The organism is Pedobacter sp. AC212 (assembly GCF_979258625.1).
On sequence record NZ_OZ409870.1, the window covers coordinates 2,341,715 to 2,366,958 of the forward strand.

The following is a 25,244-nucleotide window of genomic DNA, read 5'->3' on the forward strand; positions in this document are numbered from 1 at the left end:
TCTTTGTTTTTAAAAACTCCTTTTCACTTTCGGATCTGTTATTATAATATAATCACCAAGGTTTCGATGTTTTTCCCAGTTCGGATTCTCAAAATTTTCATCACTAAATGATGAAATATTAAGAATTTTTAGTGTTGGAGCATATTTTTGAAGTTTGGCCAATGTTCCAAGCTTTTCATCGCTATGAAATCGGCCATTTAGTTGTAGAATTTTAATTCGTTTATTTGCTTTCGCAAACTTAGCGATTGACCAAGCCATGGTAGCATCCCAAAAATTTTGAGTCTGATAGACTTTCATCGAACCCATGCTATGTCCTCCCAATAGTTCGGTAAATTTTTCCAGGTATCTTCCGGTAGCGGTATCAATAGGGAGAGGTGGCAAAATGTTTAGTGATGATTTAGGAAAGCCACTTAAAACAGTCAACCCATTTTTGGTCACTGCATTGCTATAGCGAGTGGCGGCGTTGCCAGCAATTACAGCAAGCTTATTCATTTTAGCATATTCAATTAAGGGTTTATAGTCCTTGTAATTTGACCACGCCCTTCCTTCTTTGATAAAATTCTTTTCTGATATCAAGTCGGCTAGATATTCATCTACCACGGGTTGAATATCGGTATGGAACATTTCTAAACTAAGAGCGGTTTTTTTAGGGAATTGTTCAGTTAATTTTTTGAAAATAGTAAATTCCAAAATATGCCCTATAGAATCGTTATGCTCTTCTCCAAAAAATAAAACATCAGCCTTATGCATGTCGGTAATTACTTCATCTAAAGAAATTACTTTGTCCTTTTTAACATCATAAACTTTATAGTGTGATGCTAAATCTTGGGCAAATACATCAAAATTGAAAACAACGAAGCATATAAATAATAAATATTTCATGTGCTCAAAATAAGAAAATATTTTTCGCCGATGAAATGATACCACTTACCGCCATTCTGCCCATGCTGAAGAAAACAACAGTTGTTAACTTTTAATTTATAAATACTTTTGGATATTAAATAAATGAACACATGGAAAATGTAAATGAAAATAATCACATCAAAAACTCGGGTAGAGTTTGGAGTGGTTCCATCATATTAATTATTGGGCTAGCATTTTTATTAGATAATTTGGGATTAAATATTCCAGGTTGGGTATTTAGCTTTTGGACATTTCTAATTGCGCTTGGGGTGTTTGTTGGTGTAAGAAAAAATTTTAAAGGCGTTTGGTGGCTTATTCTTATTTTATTTGGCGTATACCAAACGATAGATGATATGGGCTTCGATTTTGATATATCTAAATACGCCCTGGGAATAGGTCTTGTAATTGTTGGTGGATTTTTGATTTTTAAACCAAAGGATACTTTCAAAAGGAGGAAGTCATTTAAAGGTGCACTTAGGAACGAGTTCGGTGTAAATGAAGAGATAGACCTTGATGACGAAGCAGATAAGAAAGCAAATAGAAATGACATCATTGATGTTGCAGCCGTTTTTGGGGGATCAAATCAAACCGTTTATTCTAAAAATTTTAAAGGAGGAGATGTCACTGCAGTTTTCGGCGGATCGGATATCATAATGACGCAAGCTGACTTTACGGATTCTGCGGTGATTGATGTTACTGCAGTTTTTGGAGGTATCAAATTAATTGTGCCACCAAATTGGGCAATACAATCTAATGTTACAGCAATATTTGGTAGTGTAGAAGACAAGAGGGGCCACATGTTGCCGATAGATCAAATGCAGAAAACCTTAGTTTTAGATGGAACCGTACTTTTCGGGGGAATCGAAATCAAAAGTTTTTAAAACCATAATCAAAAGTAAATGATCAGAGATTTTCTGGTCGTTTACTTCGTTTATCATTACCTAAACAAACAACGCTTTGACAACTAGACCGCTATCCATTCCGCAAATTCAAAAAACCTCTGCAGCTATAGCTATTGCTTGGTTTATTCTATGTGCCGTTGGCCTACATTATGTGGTGAATTTTTCTTGGCTAATTTCATTTGCAGATAGTTTTTTGAGTAATTTCTTACTGGTGATGGCCTGCATTGCCATAAGTAATATGCTGGGCTACTATCAGCCAAAAAACGAACGAATATTGTATGTGCTCATCATTACATTGGCGCTTACGTTCGTAATTATTTATGCTGCAAAATATGCGATGCTATACATATTTTCAGATTTTAAGGAGTATTTAGATTTCTATAATTTCTCTTTTGCCTTCCGTGGTTTAATTTCCTTTATGTGCTTGGCTTGGTGTGCATTGGCCAATATTTTATGGTACAGACTGGAGGAACAATCGGAAACACACGAAAGGCTTTCGGCGGCAAAAAGTTTGGCAAAAGAAGCGGAGCTAAATAAGCTTCGTCACCAATTGCAACCCCATTTTTTGTTCAATAGCTTAAATTCGGTATTTGCGCTTACAATGGTAAACCCCAAAGAGGCAGGCGTAATGATTACCAAGTTGGCTTCCTTTCTTCGCGGAACCTTAAAACGCGATGACGAATTGTGGGTTTCTGTAGAAGAAGAAATGGAATATATCCAGCTTTATCTTGATATTGAAAAGGTTCGTTTTAGCCATCGCTTAAATATTGAGGTAAATGTAGCCGACGATACTTTGAATTTATGTTTGCCAGGAACTTTATTGCAGCCGATTGTAGAAAATGCTATTAAGTTTGGCTTGTACAACACATCTGCTGGTATAACTATTAAGGTTGATGTAACAGTTGATCGTAATATTCTGGAGTTGCGGGTGCAAAATCCTTTCGATCCGGAAATGAAAGCCGCGGGAGGAACCGGATTCGGTTTAACGGCTATTAAACGTAGATTATATTTGTTATTTGCAAATCCGCATTTGCTGCAAACCGAAATTGAGGCAAATAATTTATATATTACCACTCTAAAAATCCCACAGAAAAATGATCAGAACGATATTAATTGATGATGAACCTTTAGCGAGAGATATTGTTAAATTTTATCTTACCGATCATCCTGAAATTGAAGTTGTTGCTGAATGTTGCGATGGTTTCGAGGGATTAAAAGCCATCACTTTACATAAGCCCGATTTGATATTTCTAGATATTCAAATGCCAAAAATTAGTGGATTTGAAATGCTGGAATTGGTTGAAGATAAGCCCGCTGTAATTTTTACAACTGCTTTTGATGAGTATGCCATTAAAGCTTTTGAAGTTAATGCCGTTGATTATTTGCTCAAACCAATAGATAAGGCACGTTTCGATGCTGCCATCAAAAAGCTGCCTTCCAGATTAAATCAAACAGAAAATACCGAAGCTGTTTTGGATGCCGCTGCTTTGAGTCCGGCACAAAATAATAGGGTAGTAGTTAAAAAGGATGGCGTAATTAAAATTATTCCAACCGGAGATATCAATTACCTTGAGGCTGATGATGATTATGTTAAATTAAGTACAGCAGATGGTATTTTCTATAAAAATAAAACCATGGCTTACTTTGAGCAAACTCTTGATCCCGGCCAATTTATCCGTATTCATCGCTCTTATATCATTAACCTTGCTCAGGTTACAAAAATCGAATTAAAAGAGAAAGATAGTTACGTGGTGCTGCTGAAATCAGATATCTGGCTGCCCGTGAGTAAAACAGGATACATAAAATTGAAAGCAGCGTTGGGCTTGTAATCAGTAATATTTTTGTGTTTATCGCTGTGGTAATTTTCAGGCTGGATAAACAATAGTTTTTGGAAAGCAATCACATCGTAACACTTATCGTTAGTCCTGTTTTTTGTCTCAATTTTTTTGAGAATGGCAGCGTAGAATAGGTTTTCGGGTGCGCCAAAAAGGATTTCCACTACAACCAGGTTTAGTTGGCATGGCTTATAGTTCTATTTACGGTTGTTTCAGATGAACGATATACAAGAAACGTTCCTATGGAACGAAAAAACAAACCTTCATATATTCTTTCTACCGGTGAGTCGTCCCTACGGGACGGTAAAAAACTTTTCTTGCGGTGTTGAGCTAGGCTGTGTTTTAGAATGAAACCTCGAATGCTTTGTTTCAATTTGGTTGATTTTTGTTGCGCTTAAGATTGTCGATTTTGCACAAAAAACCTTCCTTAGGAACGAAAAATAAAACGTTTCATAGATTTTTTCTAGGGGTGAGCCGTTGCTACGTTACGGGGAAGAACTTTTCTTACCGTTAAGCTAGGCCGTGTTTTAGAACAAAACCTCGAATGCATTTTTTTTAATTTGGTCGATCTTTGTTGCGTCTAAGATTGTCAATTTTCCATAGAAACGTTCCTATGGTACGGAAAAACCGTTCATAGATTTTTTCTATCGATGATTTGTTCCAATGAGATGAGAGATAATTTTCTTGAAGTGTTTTGAAAAATAATATTCATATACCGAGAGCTAATTTACTACCGTCCCGTAGGGACGACTTCTCGGTAGCAAAAATTGTTTTGCAATCGTTTCGTTCCGTAGGAACGTTTTATGAATTATTCGCATGCAGGACTTCCTTACCTAATTGTAGTGGCCATTATGAAATAAACCCGACTGAAGCGAGATGCTGGCTTTTTTTGCCAGCAGAAGCGGGGGCGGGACTGAATTTTAAAAAGAATTACTACATTTGCTTTTCAAATAAAAAATAAAACTAAACAGACTTGCATTTATAGAGAAATCGCTTTATATTTGCACCTCTTAATTTTGAAATTATAATAAGATAATATACAGTCATGAAAAGAACATACCAACCTTCGCAAAGAAAGAGAAGAAACAAACACGGCTTCCGCGAAAGAATGGCAACAGCTAACGGCAGACGAGTATTAGCATCACGTCGTGCTAAAGGAAGAAAAAGATTAACAGTTTCTGACGAACGCAAGCATAAAGCATAATTTTTGATTGCTTTTCCGATTAATCGGAATCGGCAGATCAAATCTGCAATTATCAATCAAAATATATGTACACATTCAGAAAAGAAGAACGGTTATGCAGCAGAAAACATTTAGATCTGCTGTTTAAAAACGGTTCTTCTTTTTTATTATATCCTTTTCGTATTTCTTATCTGTTTATTGATGAAGCTGCTCATGTTCCAGCGCAGGTAGTAATTAATGTTCCTAAAAAGAGATATAAACGAGCTGTAGATCGCAACCTACTCAAGCGCCGCATTCGCGAAGCTTACCGACTAAATAAACAAGAAGAGTTTTACAGTCAATTACCTGATGATAGAGGATTATTGCTTTTTTCCATCCAATTTGTGGGGAAGGAGAAGTATGAATTTACTTTTATTCAAAAAAAAATGGTGTCAACTTTTAAGCGCTTTAAAACTTTAATTCAGCCAAATGAAGTTCATTAATAAGATATTTGGTTCGCTTTTTTTAGGGTTGATAAAGATTTACCAATATGCCATTTCGCCTATGCTTGGCGCAAATTGTAGGTTTACCCCAACTTGCTCGCAATACGGAATCGAAGCTATTCGGAAATTTGGACCATTTAAAGGTGGTTGGATGGCATTAAAGCGTATAGGTCGCTGCCATCCATGGGGCGCACATGGACACGATCCTGTTCCGTAACTTTTAGTTATCAACTGCGACTTACCAGTTTGGATGCAAAAATTATTGAGACGTGGATTTTGATGCAGAAAAAAACAAAAAAATCAACTTATTAAACCTTCGGATAAAACAATTATAAACCCAATCCATAACCTATAACTCAAGTAAAATGGCTAAAATACTTCAAATAGAAACAGCTACACAGGTTTGTTCTGTAGCTTTATCAATTGATGGGGAAACAGTTTATACCAAAGAAGAGATCGGTCAAAACTTGCACGCCAGTAACCTTACTTTATTTATAGATGAAGTGATTAAGTCTTCTCACTTCACTTACAATGATTTAGACGCCATTGCGGTTAGCAAAGGACCAGGATCTTATACGGGCTTGAGGATAGGCGTATCTACAGCAAAAGGACTCTGTTATGCACTAGAAAAGCCATTGATTGCTGTTGATACGCTAGAAATGATGGCTAATGGTTTTATGACGGAAAATCCGACATACGCTGTACTCATTTGCCCTATGATTGACGCCCGAAGAATGGAGGTTTACAGCGCTGTTTTTGATAGCAATTTGAATGTTTTGGAGCCAACCTCTGCTAAAATAATCGATGAAAATAGTTATGTAGAATTGCTTCAGAAAAATGAAATCACTTTTTTAGGAGATGGAGCTGCAAAATGTAAGGATACTCTAAATCACCAAAATGCGCTTTTCAACGATAAGAATTTTAACTCTGCAAAGTATATTTCAGGTTTAGCATACCAGGCATTTCAGGTGCGAAATTTTGAAGACGTAGCCTATTTCGAACCTTTTTATTTAAAAGATTTTGTAGTTACGCAACCAAAAAAGAAAGTTTAGGTTATTTTCGTTTAAAGATCGAAAATAGATTTTTAAAGAAACTGCCCCCCTCATTGTCATTTATACCAGGCATTACATCGCTAAACTGGGGGTGGTTGACAACATTTCCAAATTTAATCCCTATACCCATATATACTGAAGCGCCGACTCCGTTAGTAGAAGATCCGGTACTTCCATTGCTGGATATTATGCCCTTTGTAGTATAGGCAGTAGAAACTAAATTGTCTGATCCAAGGAAAATTTCAAAGTTTGGCGTTTGATATTTACCTTGTAAACCAACCATGAAAATATTGTTAAGGTTGTAAAGCGGAGTAACACTTCCAGAGAAATTTTTATAATTAAAGGTGTTAACCAAAGCAATATCTCCTCCCTTGTAAAAAAGATTTTTCGACACAATAAACGAAGGTTTGTAGAAGCCATAAAATTTTGAAACATATAGATCAATCTTTGCGTTTGTTGGTGCAAGGAATTTTTTGCTTTCCTGAGCTTCAGTAAATATATCGGTAATGCTATTATTAATGTTGTTTCGATTTGCGAACGTATTTATCGTAATATTCGATGAGTTGACAATTGTTTCTTGAGTACTTTTTCTCCACCAAATAAAACCCAAATCTTTAATGTTTGCCATCAACATTAAACCTTTTTTTGTGATATAATTCGTTCCAAAGCTCAATGATAGTCCAGGATTTTTGAATGGAAGTAATGTTTTTTTTCTGAGTTCTCTTCCCTCTGTAAAATTACTTCTATAGTTGGCTGCCAACCCTAAACTGAGGGTGTTTGATTCTGGGTCTGAATATAGATACGAATCAGTGATATCGATTTTATTGTACAAAATACCGCTTAATAAGCTGGCTTTCAAACCAAACGCTAATCGCTTATTGTAATTTTCGCGGTAGCTTATACTAAATTGATGATAGGATTGTTGGTATCCGGATGAGTTGAAAATTCCACGTAACGGAGTATTGATTGGAAATTTATTGGGAGAATCAAAAATTGCAAGCGTTTCATTGGTGTAATCAATTTGCGCATCAGAACGAATTTGCCACGCAAGACCAATTTCTTTTTGGTATTTGTATGAATGAAACAACCTAAAAGTGGCAACATAAATATTACTGTTTTGGTAGAAGTGGTTTACATCACCATTTAATAGGGGTAAGCCTTCCGTATCAAGATATCCGGTTTGAGCAAGTCTCCTAATTACGTTATTTGCTTCACCCTTGTTTGCCGCATTAATGCCGAAATAGGGCAAGAAAAAATTAGAGGAGAATTTGCGAGAGGAATCTAATGTGAACGATTTCTGAGAAGGGTTCTCGAAAGCATCGAACATAGTTCTCGTGCCAAAAAGGGCGTATTGCTGAGCGTTGGCAGCCTTAAAACTAGCAACTATAAGTAAAGCAAGTAAAAGTTTCTTCATAAATCTATTGGTTTTCAGGCTGGTTTTCTTATTAACGGATACTAAGTGAATCTGGTATTGGTTGTTGTACATATTTGTTTAATAGTACATTAGAGATGAATTTATTTTTATCGGCTATGAGTTGGTAGCAGAAAGTATCGAAAGTTTTAAGGCCACTATCTGCCCTAAAATGTTTGTAGTATTTTGATGAAATATTATCTCTAAAAATATTCTGAGATTTTTGAAGATCTACATAATAGCTAATATTCGAAGTGGTAGAGATTTGATTCATGGCATCCATGTAAATAGGATTTTGAATCATTAACCTATTGTTTTTATAACTGTTTAAAAAGGATGCTACTGTGCTTGCATTGTTAGCCACAATTAAATAATTATCTATGATGGCATAAAATGGTTTGCTAAAATTTTTAAAAGCCTCTCCAAAATATACTTGGAGAATGTTTGCCGACTTAAAAACTTTAATCTCATCACTATAGTCTGTACTCACGTCAAATAATAATTGTTTCACTTTCTCTCCATTAGTAAGTTGTATCGCCCCCAGTTTTTCGCTAGTACTTAATTGAAATGTTGCAAATTGATTTTTAGCATACAATGGAAATACTAAATTTAAATCTGTTCTATAATCATTTTTAATTGAACTAATCGTTTGGTCTGCCTGAGAAATTTGATTGGCTTTAGTTTGTAGAGTCTTCAGGCTTTTAAACCAGGTTTTATAATCATCAAATGCGTAGATCGCATAATTTGCTGTGTTATCAGGTAAGATGTTTTGAATATTTGTAATCTGTGCTGCGCTTTGTTCAAATAATTTAAGATAGCTAAAATCATCTTTTAACGTTGTGCTGCCGTTAAAAAGAATACGCTCTTTGCTAAAATTATAACTTAAAGAGGCAAATGCATTTTGCTTGTTTAAAACTTCAATACTTCCATTTAATTTGCCAGCCAAAATGTTCTTTAGCACCGGTGGTACATGATTAAAGTTGATATAGATTTGTGCCAGGGCACTTCTGCTAACAGCATTATTCTCTTTTATATAATCAGTGAAAGGATTTTCAGCTAATCGAATAGCAGCATCATTAATAAGTTTTAGCGATGTTGACAGGGTTATTACTCTATCATTGAGATTTGCGTAAGCAGAAACACTATCGTTGAGCTTTAAAGAATATTGCCCGTTCTTTAAAGGGGTGATGTAGTTTTTCGATTTGATTACCTGATTAAATTTATTCAGCTCTTCATCTGCCTTAAGTTGAACAGTGATTAAAAAATTAAGGGTTTTATTGGTGTCTGGAAGTACGCTTATATAAATATATTGATCTTGAATGAATTTATTTAGCGCATTATCGTTAATAATTAAATCCTTAAGCTGAATCAGTAATTGAATTTTATCTTCGCCTAATACCTGCTGAATAAGGTTTTGCGCTTTAATAATTTCATAAAATCCCTTATCATTTTGAAATGAAAATACTATTGCAGCATTATTCGTTGCAGATTGCAATGCTAAATCTTTTGCGTTATTTTCATTGCCCAATTTTGAGAAATACAGATATGCCATCCCTGCAATACCCAAAAATAATGCAATAGTTAAAATGATAATTTTCTTCATGTGCGTGCAACAAATTTAATTTATTACATTGATTACAGCGAAGTTCTATGTCATTTTATTAATTTAGCAATTGCTTCAAGCAATAACTATGAATAAACGAATTATACTTACTGCTTCTTTTTTTGGCGTGGTGGCTGTTTTACTTGGCGCTTTCGGTGCTCATGGTTTAAAGGCCGTAATAGATCAACCCTCAATAGATATTTGGCAGAAAGGGGTAGAATATCAATTTTATCACACTTTTGCGCTTTTGTACCTTTCAACTTTTGCCAGATATAGAAACAAGTTAATCAACATTGCCTATTTCTGCTTTACATTCGGAATTGTTCTCTTCTCGGGATCATTGTACTTGTTGGCGACCCGAAGCATATTAAAGTTGGATTTTATCAATCTAATTGGTCCAATTACGCCAATTGGTGGTCTTTTGTTTGTTTTAGGTTGGATAATGCTGTTCTTCGCTGCATTTAAGGATAAATAATGGATAGCTTTGGAAACGATATTTTTGCAGAAAGAGAAACACTTTTTGTCGAAGTTATCTTGCCTTTGTCTTTGGCAATAAACTATACCTATAGGGTACCATTTGATTTAAATGATGAGGTTGCGATTGGGAAAAGAGTTGTTGTTCAGTTTGGCAAGCATAAAATCTACACCGCTTTAATTAGTGCCATTTCCAAGAATCCTCCTGGAGTTTATGAGGCGAAATATATTATCGATATAATTGACAGTGAGCCGGTAGTAACCCCCACGCAACTAAAGTTCTGGAGTTGGATGACGAATTACTATATGTGTAATGAAGGAGATGTGATGTCTGCGGCGTTACCCGCTAGTTTGAAACTTGCCAGCGAAACCATACTCGTTCTCCGTGATGATTTTACGGATGAGATTGTACTTACCGAAAAAGAGGAGATCATTATTTCAGCGCTAAAAAAGCAAGAAAAACTGACAGTAAATGATGTTTCAAAATTGTTAGGTCAAAAAACAATTTATCCAATCATCAATCATTTATTAGAAAAGGAGCTAATTCTGGTGGCAGAAGAAGTGGTGCAAAAATATAAGCCCCTTTTAAAATCGTTCGTCACCTTGAATGATTTTTACACCGATGAAGAAAATTTAAAGCAACTTTTTAACGTTCTGGAGAAAGCACCAAAACAACTTGATGCTTTGCTTGTCTATCTAAAACTGCAAAAATTAAATCTTCCCATTTCTAAAGAACAGCTTTTAGAAGAGAGCAACTGTGGTATAAGTGCCCTAAAATCACTAACAGATAAAGAGATTTTTATAGTGATGAAACGTCCTGTAAGTAGGTTAGCTAATCATGATGAAGAATTTAGTATCAATTTTCAATTAAATACCGGACAACAGACCGCTTTAAATCTGATCAATCAATCGTTCGAAGAAAAAGATGTTGTTTTACTTCACGGAGTAACTGCTTCTGGTAAAACACAGGTTTATATTAAATTAATTGAAGAAATTATTCAAAACACTGATGGGCAAGTTCTATTCTTATTACCTGAAATTGCCTTAACTACTCAAATTGTTGAACGTATTAAGCATTATTTTGGAAATGCAATTGGCGTTTATCATTCGAAATTTAATAATAACGAAAGGGTTGAAATTTGGAATAAGGTAAGAACAGGCGCTTATAAGGTAATACTTGGGGCAAGGTCGGCCGTATTTCTACCATTTCAACACTTAAAATTAATTGTGGTAGATGAAGAACATGAGCCATCTTACAAACAATATGATCCCGCTCCTAGATATCAAGCAAGAGATGCCTCGATTTATCTCGCTCATTTGCATCAGGCTAAAGTTATTTTGGGCTCTGCAACTCCATCACTAGAAAGTTACTATAATGCGCTGCAAGGAAAGTATGGGTTAGTTGAGATGAAAGAGCGCTTTGGGGGTGTGCAATTACCCAACCAACAGGTTGTGAGTATTGCTGAGGAAACCAAACAGAAAACCATGGTTTCTTATTTCTCTAGCGTATTAATTAAAGATATCGACCTTGCCTTATCAAAAAAGGAGCAAGTTGTTCTTTTTCAAAATCGAAGAGGCTATGCAACCATTTTAATTTGCGCTACTTGTGGCTATACTCCAAAATGTGTGAATTGCGATGTAAGCTTAACCTATCATAAAAGTAGTGGTAAACTGCATTGCCACTATTGCGGTTTTCAACAAAGCAGCGTTAATATTTGTCCGGCATGTGGCTCTGTTCACGTAGAGCAGAAAGGCTTTGGAACGGAGCGTATTGAAGAGGAGCTAAAACTTTTGTATCCAGACATTACTATTGCCCGTTTGGATATGGACAGCACCCGGACAAAAAATGGTTTGCAACAAATTTTAACCGATTTCCAGGAAAAGAAAACGGACATCCTAATCGGTACACAGATGGTTGCTAAAGGCTTAGATTTCGATAACTTAAATTTGATTGGCGTTATTAACGCAGATACCTTGTTGGGTTATCCTGATTTTAGGGCTTATGAACGTAGTTTTCAGCTGTTAGCGCAGGTTGCTGGAAGGGCTGGGAGACGAGCTGACCAAGGAAATGTTTGCATTCAAACTTACGATGCTGATAATCGGATTATTAAACAAGTTGTTAATAACGATTACGAAGGCATGTACAATGATGAAATAGCAGAGCGTGAAAAATTTCTGTATCCGCCATTTTCTCGGATGATATTTCTTTATGTCAAACATAAAGATTCTCATGTATTAGATCATGCCGCACTTACATTGGCAAATATTCTTAAGGCTAAATTCGGTAAACGTGTATTGGGGCCGGAGCAACCATTAATCAGCCGTGTACGTAATCTGTATATCAAACAAATTATCATTAAAGCCGATAAGCATACTGCCATTCAGAAAGTTAAAGATGCACTTCGTGAAACACTAACACAATTCAATGCCACTAAAGATTTTAAAGGCGTTTTCACCCAAATTGATGTAGATCCGTACTAATTTTTACTATTAAAATTAAATTGAATACCTGCAGAAACGGGGTTCAATAAAAACTCCCATTTGTTATAAGTATTTACCGTTCTGGCGGTAAGATTCGGTTGGGTAATATCTTGCTTTTCATACGAATAGTTGAAATCCAGGCTGCTTTCAGCAAATATTGCTAAGTTGGGAATGATGTTGATTTTGAAGCCTAACGTTGGAGACATTACCAAACCATTCTTACTCGCATCAGCCGACTGATTTGTTGAGCCAACCAATGCATTTTGTGGTGATATAACACCTGTAAATTTATTAGAGCGGTATCCAATATCAAAAGCGAAATAAGGTTGAACTCTTGAGTAATTGAAGTTTTTTTCAAAACCTATCTTGAAAGAGTAATCTGTTACTTTTCCGCTAGCCATTTCACAGGTTTCGCAAGTGTTTTGAAATCGAACATCATTATTGCGGAAATAATTTCCACTGATTCGGTAACTTATCTGATTGTCGTTGAACTTCAGAATAACTCCATTACCATACATCTTTGTATAATCTTGGGTATTTGTTTGATTTAATATTTTCGGTAGTTGCATCATGCTAAAACCTCTTGCTGCAATTGAATAATTATAATCAGCACTGGTTTGTGCAAGTATATTAAATGTGATGCAAGTGCATAATATGAATATGCTTATTAGTCCTTTTTTCATGTAAGAGTAGACAGTTGAGGTAATTTATATAAGTCTTCAAAAGTAGAAATAATTCCTTAATACACACAATTAATGTTTTACACTAACGAAAATCCCATTATTTTGATTTACTGTAAGTTATATAAATGTTGATTTCTTTATCTTGTATCACCGCTTGAAAAAGCTAATTTTGAGACTTCATGGCCTATAAATTTGTTGATAATTACCGAGAGCGTGGTGCGAGAAAGAAGTTGGTTGAACTCCTAAAATCTCGCGGAATTGAAGATGAAAATGTACTAAAAGCAATTGGCAAAGTACCACGTCATTTCTTTTTTGATGAGACTTTCTGGAATCAGGCTTACAAAGATATTGCCTTCCCAATTGGTGATGGACAGACCATTTCGCAGCCCTACACTGTTGCCTATCAAAGTGAGTTATTACACATTAAAAAAGGCGATAAAGTTTTAGAAATTGGAACAGGTTCCGGATATCAAACTTGTATTTTAATGGAACTTGGTGCAAATGTTTTTACCATCGAAAGACAAGAGAACATTTATAACCGAACCATTCAAGTATTGCCTGGTATGGGCTACAGACCTACATTTTACTGTGGAGATGGTTCAAAGGGAATTGCAAAACATGCTCCTTACGATAAAATAATTGTTACCGCTGGTGCCCCGCTTGTTCCAGAGATTTTATTGAAACAATTAAAAATTGGAGGTATTTTGGTTATTCCAGTTGGAGATGAAAGCACGCAAAAAATGGTTACCGTTATTAGAGTAAGCGAAACTGATTACGATAAAATAATATTAGATACGTTTAGATTTGTGCCTTTAGTTGGCGATCAGGCATGGTAAACAAGCTGGGAGTTGAGAGTACTAAAACTCCAAACCCTCAATTCCTAACTCAGTTATCTCTTCAGCGCTCTATCCAATTCACGTTTAGTATCTCTATCCTTAATGCTATCACGTTTATCAAATTCTTTTTTACCTTGTGCCAATGCAATTTCCATTTTAGCGAAACCTCTTTCATTGATAAAAATCCTTAAAGGCACTATTGTATAACCCTTTTCTTCACCCTTAAGACGAAGTTTTCTGATTTCTTTTTTCTGAAGTAGTAATGCTCTATCTCTTTTTATATCATGATGATAAAAGGAGCTATGGCTATATTCAGAAACATGAAGATTTCGGACATACAAAATTCCGCCTATGAACATACAAAATGCATCCGTCATATTGGCTTTACCTTGTCTAATGGCTTTTATTTCTGTTCCCAAAAGTGCGATACCTGCCACATATTTATCAAGTAAATTATAGTCAAAGTATGCTCTTTTGTTTTTTATATTAATATCGTTTTTCAAAGTTAATTTGTATTTCTAGGTAGATCTGCTTCTACATTTAAAAAAACAGCAAAATGCTGGGTTGCAAATATCTTAAAATTTGAGGGTATAATTTCGTTTTTATTTATTTCGTTCTCAGCTATTAATAACACTCCTTTATATTCATCTGTTTGTAAAAGCTGAAGGATATATCTATTGCTAACGAAATTTATTATTTATGTTTGATTTTTAAAAGCTATTTATGAAATTCAGAATCCTTTTTTTAGCATTATCTTTTTTCTTTTTCTCTCATCTGCAAGCGCAGCAACCTACAATTTTACCACAATTCACGTTTTTTAAATTGGATGGTAAAGCATTTTCGAATAAAAATCTTGTTCCGGGCAAACAGAATCTGTTTATGCTTTTCGATGTTACCTGCGAGCATTGCCAACGAGAAACTAAACTACTGGGTGCTAATTATGCACAATTTAAAAACGTAAATATCTACATGATTACCTTAGATGAGGCTTATATCATTCCACAGTTTTTTAATACTTACGCTAAAGGTTTGAATACAAAACCAAACGTTACCATTCTTCAAGATAAAAATAAACTTTTCATTCCGTTGTTTTTGCCAAAAATGTATCCTGCTATGTATTTGTATTCTCCAGCAGGAAAACTTATCATTCATAATTCGGGTGATGGAGGAATTAAAAAGTTAATGAAAGTGGTTAAAAATTAGCTATCTAATAATTAATACTGGAATATTCACTTTGTGCCTCACCGAATCAACCGTCGTTCCAAAAATCAAATCTTTAAGTCCTTTGTGACCATGAGCGCCCATTACTAAAAGTTCCAGTTCGTTTTTATTACTAATATCTGCAATTTCTTTAGCAGTGCTTCCAAAACCTATAAATGCCGTTGAATCATAACCCAGGTCTTCTAAATTAGCTTTGTATTTTTCAAGGTTTTCGCGGTCACTTTGTGTTTCATGGTCCATAACTTCTTGGCCGTGATATCTGGCGGCTGCAGTTTCTACTACGTGGATGAGGTAATAGTGAGCATCTTTTCCACCTTGAATAAGTGCGTGTCGGATGGTATTCCGGTCATTTTTAGAAAAATCTACTGCAATACCAATTCTGGAATAGCTAATCTTATCAATTTTCCCAATGTCCAAAGCATTGCCATGCGGAACCATTTGCCTGTTTCTATTTTTTTCTTCAATCATCGGATGAAAGAATACATAAAGTAGTAGAAACACAATAAATATTAAGGCGGGAACGATAATTACATAAATCCACCAGGTATTGGCCTCTTTGGTCCATCCGCTTATTTCTTCAACTACCAGTTTGACATTTAAGGCGATGATAGCGAATGCACTGGCCCATGCTAATACTTTAACCCATGTTTTTATCGCAAAATCTTTCATCAGTTTTTTATCTGATGTAAAATGGATTAAGGGTATAATCGCAAAGCCCAGCTGCAAACTCAACACCACCTGACTCAGAACCAAAAGCCCCCCCAGAGCATCATCACCATAATGAAGAATAGTAAAAAATGCGGGAATGATTGCCAATAATCGGGTAATCAATCTTCGTAGCCAGGGCTGGATTCTTAGATTAATATGTCCCTCCATGATAATCTGACCAGCCAATGTACCCGTAACAGTAGAACTTTGTCCTGCGGCAATTAAAGCTATTGCGAAAAGAGCTGGCGCAACATCACCAAAAATATTTGATAATAATTTATGAGCGTCTTGAATTTCTGCTACTTCGTGTAATCCATTTTTATAAAAAGCAGCTGCAGCCAATATCAGAATCGCCGCATTTACGAAAAAAGCCAGGTTCAGTGCAACTGTAGTATCGATTAAATTAAATTTCAGTGCTTCTTTTATTCCTTTATTTGTCCGTTCGATTTTTCTGGTTTGAACCAATGAAGAGTGTAAATACAAGTTGTGTGGCATTACCGTAGCGCCAATAATGCCAATAGCAATATATAAAGCATCGCCGCCTAAAATAGAAGGTTCAAAACCTCTAACAACTTCTTTTAATGAGGGTTCAACAATAAACATTTCCACTAGAAACGATATTCCAACAATGAACACCATTGAAACTATAAAACCTTCCATTGCTCGCATTCCTTTGTTAAGAAGAAATAGAAGCAATATGGTATCAAATATGGTAATGGAGATTCCCCAAATTAATGGTAAACCAAAAAGTAACTGTAAACCGATTGCCATTCCAATTATTTCAGCTAGATCGCAGGCAATAATTGCGGTCTGCGCTAATCCAAATAAAGGAATATTTGCCCAGCGGGGATAAGCATGTTTAGAGGCTTGTGCCAAATCTAATCCTCTAACAATGCCTAAACGTGCACTTAACGATTGAAGTAAAAGCGCTATTAGGTTTGACATGAGCAATACCCATATCAGTTGATAGCCAAATTTACTACCACCTGCTAAATCTGTGGCCCAGTTTCCTGGGTCCATATAGCCAACGCTTATTAAATAAGCTGGGCCAATAAAAGCTAAAATGCGACGCCAACCTTTTCTTTTGTCTGTGCTTACACTTTGGTGTACCTCACTAAGCGATTCAGTTTTTGCCATTACTGCTAATTAAAATATGCTTTGCCACTTCTCTACTAATATTAATTTGTTTGTCTGAAATCACAATTTCTACAGAACCATCGAAATCGGTAACATCATTAATTTGAATTTGTTTGCCTAACGTTAATCCCAGTTTTTCAAGGTGTTTTAGAAATGCTGAACTGTGTTGACTAACGCCAGTGATTGTTCCTGAATCGCCAATTTTCAGTTCGATCAGTTTTGTAAACTGAGTTTTTGCAAACCTTCCATTTTTATCTGGAATAGGGTCGCCATGAGGATCTGATTTCGGGAAACCAAGAAATTCATCTAACCGTTCGATTAACGCAGTTGATTTGATATGTTCTAATTCCTCGGCAACATCGTGTACTTCATCCCATTTGAAATTAAGTTTATCAACTAAGAAAACCTCCCAAAGCCGGTGCTTTCGCACAATATCTATAGCGGCATTCCTTCCTTTTTCGGTCATGGTAACGCCTTGATATTTCACATAATCTACAAACCCTTTGTCGGCAAGTTTCTTAATCATATCCGTTACGGATGCCGGTTTAGTCTGCATTTGCTCGGCAATGGCATTGGTTTGTACGTTATTAGTATTTTCTGCTAAATGATAAATTATTTTAAGATAATTCTCTTCAGTAAAACTTTGCATTTATATCTATCTAATTAAATTTTTAGGTAAATCTAAAAAAAATAGTTTAAAATATATTAGATAAATTTTGTTAAAATTTAGAATATAATTTGGTTATGTTTGTGTTCTCAATACCTTTGAACTAATATGGCATCAGAATTAGATAAGATCGATTTTAAAATTTTAAGAATCTTACAAGAAAACGGTAGAATTACCAACTTGCTTTTATCACAAGAAATTGGTTTATCGCCAGCACCAACTTTGGAGCGTGTTCGTAAATTGGAAATGGCTGGTTTTATTAAAAGCTACCATGCTTTAGTTGACGAAGAAAAATTGGGTTTAGGGATTAAGACTTTTATTCAAATTCAACTTGATTTCCATAAAAACAATACCATTCAGATTTTTCTTGATGAAGTAAACCAAATTAAAGAAATTACTGAGTGTCACCACGTAACAGGCCAGGCAGATTTCCTTTTAAAAGTTTATGTTAAAGACATTAAATCTTATGAACGATTGATTATGGAAAAAATCAGCAAAATTTCTGTGGTTAAAACTTTTCAAACCATGATGATTATGTCGACAACAAAGAAAGAGCCTATTGTCCCTTTGGAATATTAATGTCAAAACCTGGAGGATTTTTTCTAGCCATTGCCATCACTATTTTCGATTTTCGTCTGAACGGGGCAATCTTATGCGTTAATGATTAATTTATTAATGATCTCCGAAATCTCGGCTGCATTTTGATAAACCATGAAGTGGGTTCCGTTTTCAATTACAAAATCGGGTTTAGATTTTTTTGAATACAAAATTTTATCTTTCGTGCCGTGAATGTGGTATAATCGTTCAGGTATTAAATCGTTTCTCCAGCTTAAAATACTTCCAATTGCCCATTTTAGGAATCGTCGATCGGTATCGTTAATAATCTTTGTTAGTAGTTTTTTTTCAGCATTTGATTGCGTACCAAAAAAGAAGTTTTGGGTAAGCCTATTTGACGACTTCATCAACCATGACGGAATTATTTCAACCAACTTTAGCTTACCTGCAAATTGATAAAGCGGAGGTAGTGTATTACTTTGAACAGTACTCGAGATTACAATTGTAAGAATCGGATTTAGAATTTTAGCGATCTCAACCGCAATCATTCCGCCAAAGGAAACGCCAATCAACACAAATTTTTCCGAAGTATCTATTACTTCGCTTAACCTTTTGGCATATTCAGACAGCGATTCTTTCCTTAATGGATCGATCCATTCAACATGGATGATGTTAATGTTTCTGTGTAATTTTAAACGAGAAAATATACGTTTATCGGCACCTAATCCGCTAATGAAATAAGTATTCATTAAGCGGGCAAATTCCAGTCGATTGGTTTCAGATTATTCTGAATCAACAGCAGGTTTGTTTTTGAGAACGGCCGGGAACCCAAAAAGCCAGTATGTGCTGAAAAAGGAGAGGGGTGAGCAGAAGTTAAAACATAATGTTTTTTTTGATCAATTAGAGTTGCCTTTTGTTGCGCATATTTCCCCCAGAGTAAGAAAACCACATGTTCTAGTTTCTGAGAAATGGCCTTGATAATTTCATCTGTAAAAATTTCCCATCCACGATTCTGGTGTGATCCAGGTGTAGATGCTCTGACAGTTAATGTCGCATTCAATAACAAAACACCCTGTTCGGCCCAGTGCGTTAAATGACCATGATTAGGAGCTTTGAACCCTTCGATATCGCTTTCCAATTCCTTGTAAATATTTTTTAAAGATGGAGGAACAGCCACGCCACGCTGAACAGAAAATGATAAACCATGAGCCTGGCCTGCTCCGTGATACGGATCCTGACCCAGGATCACCACCTTTACCTTATCGAACGGAGTGGTGTTCAGCGCATTAAAAATATCTGCGTTTTTAGGATAGATGTTAACGCCCTCGTCCTTTTCAGCTTTGAGGAAAGACTTAAGATTGATCATATAATCTTTTTCAAACTCCTGCTCTAAAACAGATAACCAACCAGGTTCGAGTGCTGCAGACATGTATTTATTATTATATTTTTAAGAGTTAGTAGTTATTTTGTTGGAGATAAAACCAAAACCCGCACCTAAAAGTTTTATGATTTCTTTTTATAGATTTCTAGCAAATCTGCTTCAAGTGTTGCTTTAGGATGTTCAACTATTCTACCCAATTCTTTTCCTTTTTTATCAAAAACGATAAACGTAGGTACTCTTTGGATATCTAAGCCGTCAATAATGCCGTTTTCTGCTTTCTTGTTTCCATCAACAGCAATAATTTCTACATTCTTTTCCTTGAAGTGAAGCGCATCTAAAACTTTGAAAAAATTAGGAACATTCACTTTGCTATCTCCGCACCAGGTACCAAAAACAATTTTGATCTTCTCGTTTTTAACCAGCTTTTTTAATTCAATCAGTGTAGCCGCGTCAGGAACATAAGCCGCATAAATTGGATCGTACATTTCCTTAAATTCTGGGAATGTGGTAATACCTTCCCTTGTACACACGTTTATTAATACATCTTTATTTCTAGCTTGGTCGTGAATTTTTTTGTTAATATCTTGAGCTGAAACGTTCATGGCAAGTACGATTAGGGTTATAGATAAGAGAATTTTCATATTAATTTGATGAATTGTTTAGACTGTGAAATTTTTAATGAAATTATTGTTTTAAAATCTAAATTATGCCATTTAAAAACGATATTTGCAAAAAAAAATAATTAGAATAAATTTTATGCCAAATATTATCAGATTAATTGCGGGGGTTGCTTTACTGGGTGGCGCAGTAGCTTTATTTATTTTCGGTTTTTGGCCATGGGGAATTGTGGCTATTTTATTAGGGCTAATTATATTAGTAACCTTCTTTTTTAACGAAAACATGCTTTTAGCGCAGTGGTTTTTAAGAAAAGACAATATGCCAAAGGCAAAAGCTTACTTAGATAGAATTACAAATTATGAAAAGCAGTTGATTAGGGTGCAACATGGTTATTATAACTTACTTGTTGGTTTAATTGAAAGCAGAACTGCTCCTTTAAAATCAGAAAAATATTTTAAAACTGCTTTGAACCTGGGTATGCAGATGGAACATAATGTTGCCTTGGCAAAGTTAAGTTTAGCAGGAATCGCAATGGCTAAACGCAATAAACGTGAAGCAACGATGTATTTATCAGAGGCTAAGAAAGCCGATAAAAATAAATTATTAGCTGATCAGATAAAACAAATGAAAGATCAGATGGGGATGATGGACAAACAACAGCAAGTTCGTTATAGATAAATTCCCGATATTGAAATAAATTAAAGCCGATGCAAATCGGCTTTTTTTGTGCTTAAAAATACAGCATGTAAAGTCATAATCTAAAAAGTAATTTAGGTTAGTCGAAGTTATTTGATATTTTGGAGAGAGTATTATCAAATGGATGAAGGCCCTTACAAGCCGCTATTGGTAGGGATAACTTACTTTGCTGTGTTCTTTTTTATTATTGTACAGGGCTTAATAGTAGATAAACTGGCTAAGAAAGTACTTTCAGTCGATGAATTTTAGCATACGTTTGAAGGCCTGCTTTCAGAAATTTGAGTGACTAAATTCAGGTTGATGTTTGCTAAACCTGATAGAACGGTTATACTTTTTGTTGCACAAGTTTTAAATAAACGATAGCCGCTAGCAAAAAGATATTAGTGATAGCAGGGCGAACGTAGATACTAGCAATAACATTGCTTTTCAAAATTTAAAACTAAACTCGCATTCTTATTGTAGTAAAGAGAAAATTCTATACTATGGCAACATCACAAGAAGGAAGTACTAACAATACTCAGGAAGAAGATAACATTAAAGATTTAGGTGGCAAAGAAGCGGTTGAAAAATTACGCAGCCTTGCTGAAAAGGCAGAAAGCTGCTTTTTTTGTACCAATATTAAAACCGGAGTTCCATTATCGGTAAGGCCAATGGCTATTCAGCAGGTTGATGATGAAGGAAATATTTGGTTTATGAGTATGAAAGACAGTCATAAAAATGACGAAATAGCTACCGATCCCTTTACACACTTACTATTCCAAGCTGGTGCACATTCTGGCTTTGTAAACATTTACGGCATTTCTGAAATTAGCAGAGATCAAGCCAAGATTGATGAGCTGTGGAGTCCATTTATTAAAACCTGGTTTCAGGGTGGGAAAGAAGATCCAAATATCACGTTGATAAAGGTAATCCCATCTGAAGGTTATTATTGGGATACTAAAAACGGAACAGCCGTTGCATTTTTAAAGATGGCAGCCTCTGTTATTACCGGCAAAACCATGGATGATTCGGTGGAAGGTACGTTGGATATTGATTAGTAGGGTTAAAAATTGAAGGTTAAAAGTTGAAAGTGTATGACGCCATTAATAACGCATAACCTGTAACTCGTAACAGGTAAATGATCAGCTATTTATCATCCAAACTGTCGTATCCTTCCAATTCTTCTCGTTGAGATCTCTTGCTTAGGATATCATCTTCTTCATTTTGAACTTTAGAGAAGAATAATGCTTCGGCTTGTATTCTTTTAATTAATTGGCGAACAAGGGTTAAATCAAATGCATCTTTACTCAGCTTAATGCAGTATTCTCTTTCGTTGATTTCTAAGCTTGAAGTATTCATAAGGCAATCTTTTTCTATTGATTGCTGTAAATATAGAGAAGGCTTGCTAAACAATTGTTAGCAAGCCTTTTAAGTTTTTGTTATGTTTATGTTAAGATCCTAAGCAGAAAATAGGGATGTCGCAATTTTATAATTAAAACAATTGGAATCTCTGAACGGTGGTTTTTAATCAAAATCTGATTTATTGTTTGTATAAAATGAATAGCTAATTTGAGTGAAAAAAGAAAAAATGATTGCAATAAACCAAAAATCCTTTCTGCCAGCTAATATAAAAAATAGTATTATACCTGTGAAAAGAAGTAATAATGCAATCCAGATTTGGACTGCTATTTTGTTTAAATTAAAAAACAATACTGTTAATATAGCTGCTATAAACAATATGGGAAGATAAAATAAGTCATTTGCACCTTCACTATACAGGATATAAATACTTGCTAAAAAAAAGATTTGCCCTAAAATACATAACCTGAACAGCCATGAGTTTCTTACCTCAGATTTTTTTCTATAGAAATGAGAAATATTATTTGCAATTTCTTTTTTCGAAAAACCCTTTTTTTCTAAATAAACTTTAGCCTCTTTAGAAGTATAATTATTTTCTTTCAAAGATTCTAATTCTTCAAAAATCTCCATATTATCTCGATAAAAATATTATGGGATGTATTTTATTGGGGGATGAAATAGACTAAGTTAAAAATGTAAACTTAGTCTATTAAAAATTTTATTTATGCGACAAAAATAAACCTTCGTCGGTTTTGCTTACTTTTAAAACACTTTTACCAGTTAGGCCTTTAAGGGTAGTATCCCACTTTTTATTGCTCCAATCTGTAAGTTTAGCCTTAACATCTGTTAATAAAACTTGTTCATCTTCTTTTACCAAGGCAAATAATTCAGTTTCTTCCGGAGATAATTCAATCTTCTTTTTCTCAGGGCGCATTTGCGGGAAGAATAATACTTCTTGAATGGTGCTTTGGTTGGTCATTAACATTACAATTCTGTCGATACCGAAACCTAAACCTGATGTTGGCGGCATACCATATTCCAAAGCACGAACAAAATCTTCATCCATTGCCATTGCCTCATCATCACCACGATCTGCAAGTGTCAATTGATCTTCAAAACGTTCTTTCTGATCGATAGGATCGTTTAATTCTGAATAAGCATTTCCGATTTCTTTACCATTGACAAAGATTTCAAAACGCTCTACTAAACCAGGAGCCGAACGATGTTTTTTAGCCAGCGGTGTCATTTCGATAGGATAATCGGTAATAAAAGTAGGTTGAATGAGATTCGCTTCTACTTTTTCACTGAAAATCTCGTCTACCAATTTACCACGGCCCATGGTAGAATCGGTTTGAATTCCCAAAGTTGCACAGGTTTGAAGCAACGCTTCTTCATCCATTGCAGAAACGTCAATTCCTGTATATTTCTGAATTGACTCGTACATGGTTAATTTCTCATACGGTCCTTCGAAATTGATATCGTTATCGCCCACTTTAACCACCGCTGAGCCGTTGGTTGCAATCGCTACTTTCTCCAAACATTCTTCAACCATAGCCATCATCCAGATATAATCTTTATAGGCTACATATATTTCCATTGAAGTAAATTCGGGGTTATGGGTACGGTCCATTCCTTCATTACGGAACATTTTACCGAATTCATAAACGCCATCGAAACCAGCAACAATTAATCTTTTTAGGTACAACTCATTTGCAATACGCAAATAAAGCGGCATATCTAGAGTATTATGATGCGTAGCAAAAGGACGAGCGGCTGCACCTCCGTGAATTGGTTGAAGAATAGGCGTTTCTACTTCCATCCAACCTTGCTCATCAAAATAGTTGCGCATCGAGTTAATTACCTTACTCCGTTTGATGAAAATTTGTTTGTAATCTGGATTAACGGTTAAATCCACGTAGCGCATTCTATAACGCAATTCCGGATTTGTAAATCCATCGTAAACATTGCCCTCATCATCTCGTTTAACGATAGGAAGGGGGCGAAGCGATTTCGCTAATACTTTAAATTCGGTAACGTGGATAGAAATTTCACCAGTTTGAGTAGTGAAAACATAGCCTTTAATTCCAATGAAATCGCCAATATCCAAAAGTTTTTTGAATACCGTATTGTATAATGTTTTGTCTTCGCCTGGGCAAAGTTCGTCTCTTTTTAAATAAACCTGAATACGGGCAGTAGAATCTTGAATTTCGGCAAAAGAAGCAGCGCCCATGATGTTACGCCCCATAATACGACCAGCCAAGCTAACCGTCTTATAAGCAGTTTTATCCTTTTCGTAGTTCTTCAATATATCAGCAGCACTTACATTTACATCATAAGATTCTGCAGGATAAGGCTCGATGCCTAACGCTCGTAATTGTTTTAGCGACTCACGTCGTAATATTTCTTGTTCTGATAATCCTATACTCATTTCAGGTATTTTTTGCAAAAGTAAGAATTTTGCAAGATGTTTAATAATAGTATTTGTCTCTCCTCAAGCAGAAAAGAATTATACTTTTTTATTGATCCTGTCGAAGTTGCTTTTAATTGAAATGGTAAAGAAATATTACGTTGCCGGTATACGCTGTTTTCGTTTGGCCTTTAATGTCAAGATTGGCTTCGATTACCACTTTTGTAATGCCTCTCAAATCAGATATTGCAATTAGTTTCGCCCTTAATTGAACTTCATCATTTACTAAAACAGGTTTGTTAAACTTAAATTTTTCAATTCCATAGTTCACTTCCATTTTAACATTTTGAATATCAGCGATTTGTTTCCATAAATAAGGAATAAGAGATAAGGTTAAATAGCCATGCGCAATAGTAGAACCGAATGGTCCTTCATCTTTAGCTTTCCGCTCGTCGCAATGAATCCACTGAAAATCCAAAGTTGCCTCAGCAAATTTTGTGATTTGTTGCTGATCTATTTTGTGCCACTGAGAGCTACCAATTTCTTTTCCTAAAAAAGATTCGTACTCTTTAAAACTATTTATTATAACCATATTCACTTCCGTCGCGTTTAAAAGAGTGATGCGGATTACATTACTCTGACAGTTGAAAGGTAGGTAATTTTTATATGAT

General features: G+C 35.2%; 28 protein-coding genes. 14 read left to right on the forward strand and 14 right to left on the reverse strand.

Annotated elements, in window-relative coordinates; translation table 11 throughout:
• Positions 1-9: 9 nt before the first annotated feature.
• The gene (locus ACZZZC_RS10080; RefSeq protein ID WP_463485830.1) at positions 10-882 is read right to left on the reverse strand and encodes a ChaN family lipoprotein; all 873 of its coding nucleotides are present in this window, start codon (positions 880-882) and stop codon (positions 10-12) included.
• A gap of 131 nt (positions 883-1,013) precedes the next feature.
• Between ACZZZC_RS10080 and ACZZZC_RS10085 the strand changes: the two genes are divergently transcribed.
• From ACZZZC_RS10085 to tsaB, 7 genes are all read left to right on the forward strand, one after another.
• Complete coding sequence (locus tag ACZZZC_RS10085) at positions 1,014-1,784, forward strand: LiaF transmembrane domain-containing protein (protein ID WP_463485831.1); 771 nt, start codon at positions 1,014-1,016, stop codon at positions 1,782-1,784.
• 76 nt (positions 1,785-1,860) lie between these two features.
• Complete coding sequence (locus ACZZZC_RS10090) at positions 1,861-2,922, forward strand: sensor histidine kinase (RefSeq protein WP_463485832.1); 1,062 nt, start codon at positions 1,861-1,863, stop codon at positions 2,920-2,922.
• On the forward strand, positions 2,900-3,634 hold the full coding sequence (locus tag ACZZZC_RS10095) for a LytR/AlgR family response regulator transcription factor (protein ID WP_463485833.1): 735 nt from the start codon (positions 2,900-2,902) through the stop codon (positions 3,632-3,634). Before ACZZZC_RS10090 ends, ACZZZC_RS10095 begins: the two co-directional genes overlap by 23 nt.
• Positions 3,635-4,685: 1,051 nt before the next feature.
• Positions 4,686-4,844 (forward strand): 50S ribosomal protein L34, encoded by a 159-nt coding sequence (gene rpmH / locus ACZZZC_RS10100; protein WP_010601723.1) that lies wholly within the window; start codon positions 4,686-4,688, stop codon positions 4,842-4,844.
• A gap of 65 nt (positions 4,845-4,909) precedes the next feature.
• Positions 4,910-5,305, forward strand: a complete 396-nt coding sequence (locus ACZZZC_RS10105) for a ribonuclease P protein component (RefSeq protein ID WP_463485834.1) — start codon at positions 4,910-4,912, stop codon at positions 5,303-5,305.
• Entirely contained in the window at positions 5,292-5,522 is a 231-nt protein-coding gene (yidD, locus tag ACZZZC_RS10110) for a membrane protein insertion efficiency factor YidD (RefSeq protein WP_463485835.1), read from the forward strand. The genes ACZZZC_RS10105 and yidD overlap by 14 nt, the downstream gene beginning before the upstream one ends.
• Positions 5,523-5,670: 148 nt before the next feature.
• The gene (gene tsaB / locus ACZZZC_RS10115; RefSeq protein WP_463485836.1) at positions 5,671-6,357 is read left to right on the forward strand and encodes a tRNA (adenosine(37)-N6)-threonylcarbamoyltransferase complex dimerization subunit type 1 TsaB; all 687 of its coding nucleotides are present in this window, start codon (positions 5,671-5,673) and stop codon (positions 6,355-6,357) included.
• Between the two features lies 1 nt (position 6,358).
• Here tsaB and ACZZZC_RS10120 read toward each other — a convergent pair whose 3' ends face one another.
• Both ACZZZC_RS10120 and ACZZZC_RS10125 read right to left on the reverse strand, forming a co-directional pair.
• The gene (locus ACZZZC_RS10120) at positions 6,359-7,771 is read right to left on the reverse strand and encodes a DUF5723 family protein (RefSeq protein WP_463485837.1); all 1,413 of its coding nucleotides are present in this window, start codon (positions 7,769-7,771) and stop codon (positions 6,359-6,361) included.
• A 31-nt stretch (positions 7,772-7,802) separates the two neighbouring features.
• A complete protein-coding gene (locus ACZZZC_RS10125) occupies positions 7,803-9,371 on the reverse strand; it encodes a hypothetical protein (protein ID WP_463485838.1) in 1,569 nt (522 codons plus the stop codon).
• An 88-nt stretch (positions 9,372-9,459) separates the two neighbouring features.
• On the opposite strand from ACZZZC_RS10125, the gene ACZZZC_RS10130 reads away from it, so the two are divergent.
• A complete protein-coding gene (locus ACZZZC_RS10130; protein ID WP_463485839.1) occupies positions 9,460-9,846 on the forward strand; it encodes a DUF423 domain-containing protein in 387 nt (128 codons plus the stop codon).
• On the forward strand, positions 9,846-12,326 hold the full coding sequence (priA, locus tag ACZZZC_RS10135; RefSeq protein ID WP_463485840.1) for a replication restart helicase PriA: 2,481 nt from the start codon (positions 9,846-9,848) through the stop codon (positions 12,324-12,326). The genes ACZZZC_RS10130 and priA overlap by 1 nt, the downstream gene beginning before the upstream one ends.
• Here priA and ACZZZC_RS10140 read toward each other — a convergent pair.
• Positions 12,323-13,009 carry a hypothetical protein gene (locus ACZZZC_RS10140; RefSeq protein WP_463485841.1) on the reverse strand — a complete coding sequence of 229 codons (687 nt, stop codon included), beginning with the start codon at positions 13,007-13,009 and terminating at the stop codon, positions 12,323-12,325. The genes priA and ACZZZC_RS10140 overlap by 4 nt on opposite strands.
• A 179-nt stretch (positions 13,010-13,188) precedes the next feature.
• Here ACZZZC_RS10140 and ACZZZC_RS10145 point away from each other — a divergent pair, with 179 nt between their 5' ends.
• The gene (locus tag ACZZZC_RS10145) at positions 13,189-13,845 is read left to right on the forward strand and encodes a protein-L-isoaspartate(D-aspartate) O-methyltransferase (RefSeq protein ID WP_265800243.1); all 657 of its coding nucleotides are present in this window, start codon (positions 13,189-13,191) and stop codon (positions 13,843-13,845) included.
• Between the two features lie 53 nt (positions 13,846-13,898).
• Here ACZZZC_RS10145 and smpB read toward each other — a convergent pair whose 3' ends face one another.
• On the reverse strand, positions 13,899-14,348 hold the full coding sequence (smpB, locus tag ACZZZC_RS10150; protein WP_056850421.1) for an SsrA-binding protein: 450 nt from the start codon (positions 14,346-14,348) through the stop codon (positions 13,899-13,901).
• 220 nt (positions 14,349-14,568) lie between these two features.
• Between smpB and ACZZZC_RS10155 the strand changes: the two genes are divergently transcribed.
• Positions 14,569-15,048, forward strand: a complete 480-nt coding sequence (locus tag ACZZZC_RS10155; protein ID WP_463485842.1) for a TlpA family protein disulfide reductase — start codon at positions 14,569-14,571, stop codon at positions 15,046-15,048.
• Here the strand turns inward: ACZZZC_RS10155 and ACZZZC_RS10160 are convergent, their stop codons facing one another.
• The gene (locus ACZZZC_RS10160; RefSeq protein ID WP_463485843.1) at positions 15,049-16,911 is read right to left on the reverse strand and encodes an Nramp family divalent metal transporter; all 1,863 of its coding nucleotides are present in this window, start codon (positions 16,909-16,911) and stop codon (positions 15,049-15,051) included.
• The gene (locus tag ACZZZC_RS10165) at positions 16,898-17,560 is read right to left on the reverse strand and encodes a metal-dependent transcriptional regulator (RefSeq protein ID WP_463487111.1); all 663 of its coding nucleotides are present in this window, start codon (positions 17,558-17,560) and stop codon (positions 16,898-16,900) included. Before ACZZZC_RS10165 ends, ACZZZC_RS10160 begins: the two co-directional genes overlap by 14 nt.
• Before the next feature lie 126 nt (positions 17,561-17,686).
• Between ACZZZC_RS10165 and ACZZZC_RS10170 the strand changes: the two genes are divergently transcribed.
• Positions 17,687-18,157 carry an Lrp/AsnC family transcriptional regulator gene (locus ACZZZC_RS10170; protein WP_056850310.1) on the forward strand — a complete coding sequence of 157 codons (471 nt, stop codon included), beginning with the start codon at positions 17,687-17,689 and terminating at the stop codon, positions 18,155-18,157.
• A gap of 71 nt (positions 18,158-18,228) precedes the next feature.
• On the opposite strand, the gene ACZZZC_RS10175 is transcribed toward ACZZZC_RS10170, so the two are convergent.
• From ACZZZC_RS10175 to ACZZZC_RS10185, 3 genes are all read right to left on the reverse strand, one after another.
• Complete coding sequence (locus ACZZZC_RS10175) at positions 18,229-18,882, reverse strand: alpha/beta hydrolase (RefSeq protein ID WP_463487112.1); 654 nt, start codon at positions 18,880-18,882, stop codon at positions 18,229-18,231.
• On the reverse strand, positions 18,882-19,562 hold the full coding sequence (gene ung, locus ACZZZC_RS10180; protein WP_463485846.1) for a uracil-DNA glycosylase: 681 nt from the start codon (positions 19,560-19,562) through the stop codon (positions 18,882-18,884). Before ung ends, ACZZZC_RS10175 begins: the two co-directional genes overlap by 1 nt.
• A 74-nt stretch (positions 19,563-19,636) precedes the next feature.
• Positions 19,637-20,155 carry a thioredoxin family protein gene (locus tag ACZZZC_RS10185; RefSeq protein ID WP_463485847.1) on the reverse strand — a complete coding sequence of 173 codons (519 nt, stop codon included), beginning with the start codon at positions 20,153-20,155 and terminating at the stop codon, positions 19,637-19,639.
• Positions 20,156-20,270: 115 nt separating this feature from the next.
• On the opposite strand from ACZZZC_RS10185, the gene ACZZZC_RS10190 reads away from it, so the two are divergent.
• On the forward strand, positions 20,271-20,810 hold the full coding sequence (locus ACZZZC_RS10190) for a YgaP family membrane protein (RefSeq protein ID WP_463486308.1): 540 nt from the start codon (positions 20,271-20,273) through the stop codon (positions 20,808-20,810).
• A gap of 500 nt (positions 20,811-21,310) precedes the next feature.
• The gene (locus ACZZZC_RS10195) at positions 21,311-21,865 is read left to right on the forward strand and encodes a pyridoxamine 5'-phosphate oxidase family protein (protein ID WP_056850306.1); all 555 of its coding nucleotides are present in this window, start codon (positions 21,311-21,313) and stop codon (positions 21,863-21,865) included.
• Positions 21,866-21,953: 88 nt separating this feature from the next.
• Here the strand turns inward: ACZZZC_RS10195 and ACZZZC_RS10200 are convergent, their stop codons facing one another.
• From ACZZZC_RS10200 to ACZZZC_RS10215, 4 genes are all read right to left on the reverse strand, one after another.
• The gene (locus ACZZZC_RS10200; protein WP_463485848.1) at positions 21,954-22,166 is read right to left on the reverse strand and encodes a hypothetical protein; all 213 of its coding nucleotides are present in this window, start codon (positions 22,164-22,166) and stop codon (positions 21,954-21,956) included.
• 165 nt (positions 22,167-22,331) lie between these two features.
• Entirely contained in the window at positions 22,332-22,796 is a 465-nt protein-coding gene (locus ACZZZC_RS10205; protein ID WP_463485849.1) for a hypothetical protein, read from the reverse strand.
• An 88-nt stretch (positions 22,797-22,884) separates the two neighbouring features.
• On the reverse strand, positions 22,885-24,594 hold the full coding sequence (gene lysS / locus ACZZZC_RS10210; protein WP_463487113.1) for a lysine--tRNA ligase: 1,710 nt from the start codon (positions 24,592-24,594) through the stop codon (positions 22,885-22,887).
• Between the two features lie 112 nt (positions 24,595-24,706).
• The gene (locus tag ACZZZC_RS10215; RefSeq protein ID WP_463486309.1) at positions 24,707-25,165 is read right to left on the reverse strand and encodes a MaoC family dehydratase; all 459 of its coding nucleotides are present in this window, start codon (positions 25,163-25,165) and stop codon (positions 24,707-24,709) included.
• Between the last annotated feature and the right edge of the window lie 79 nt (positions 25,166-25,244).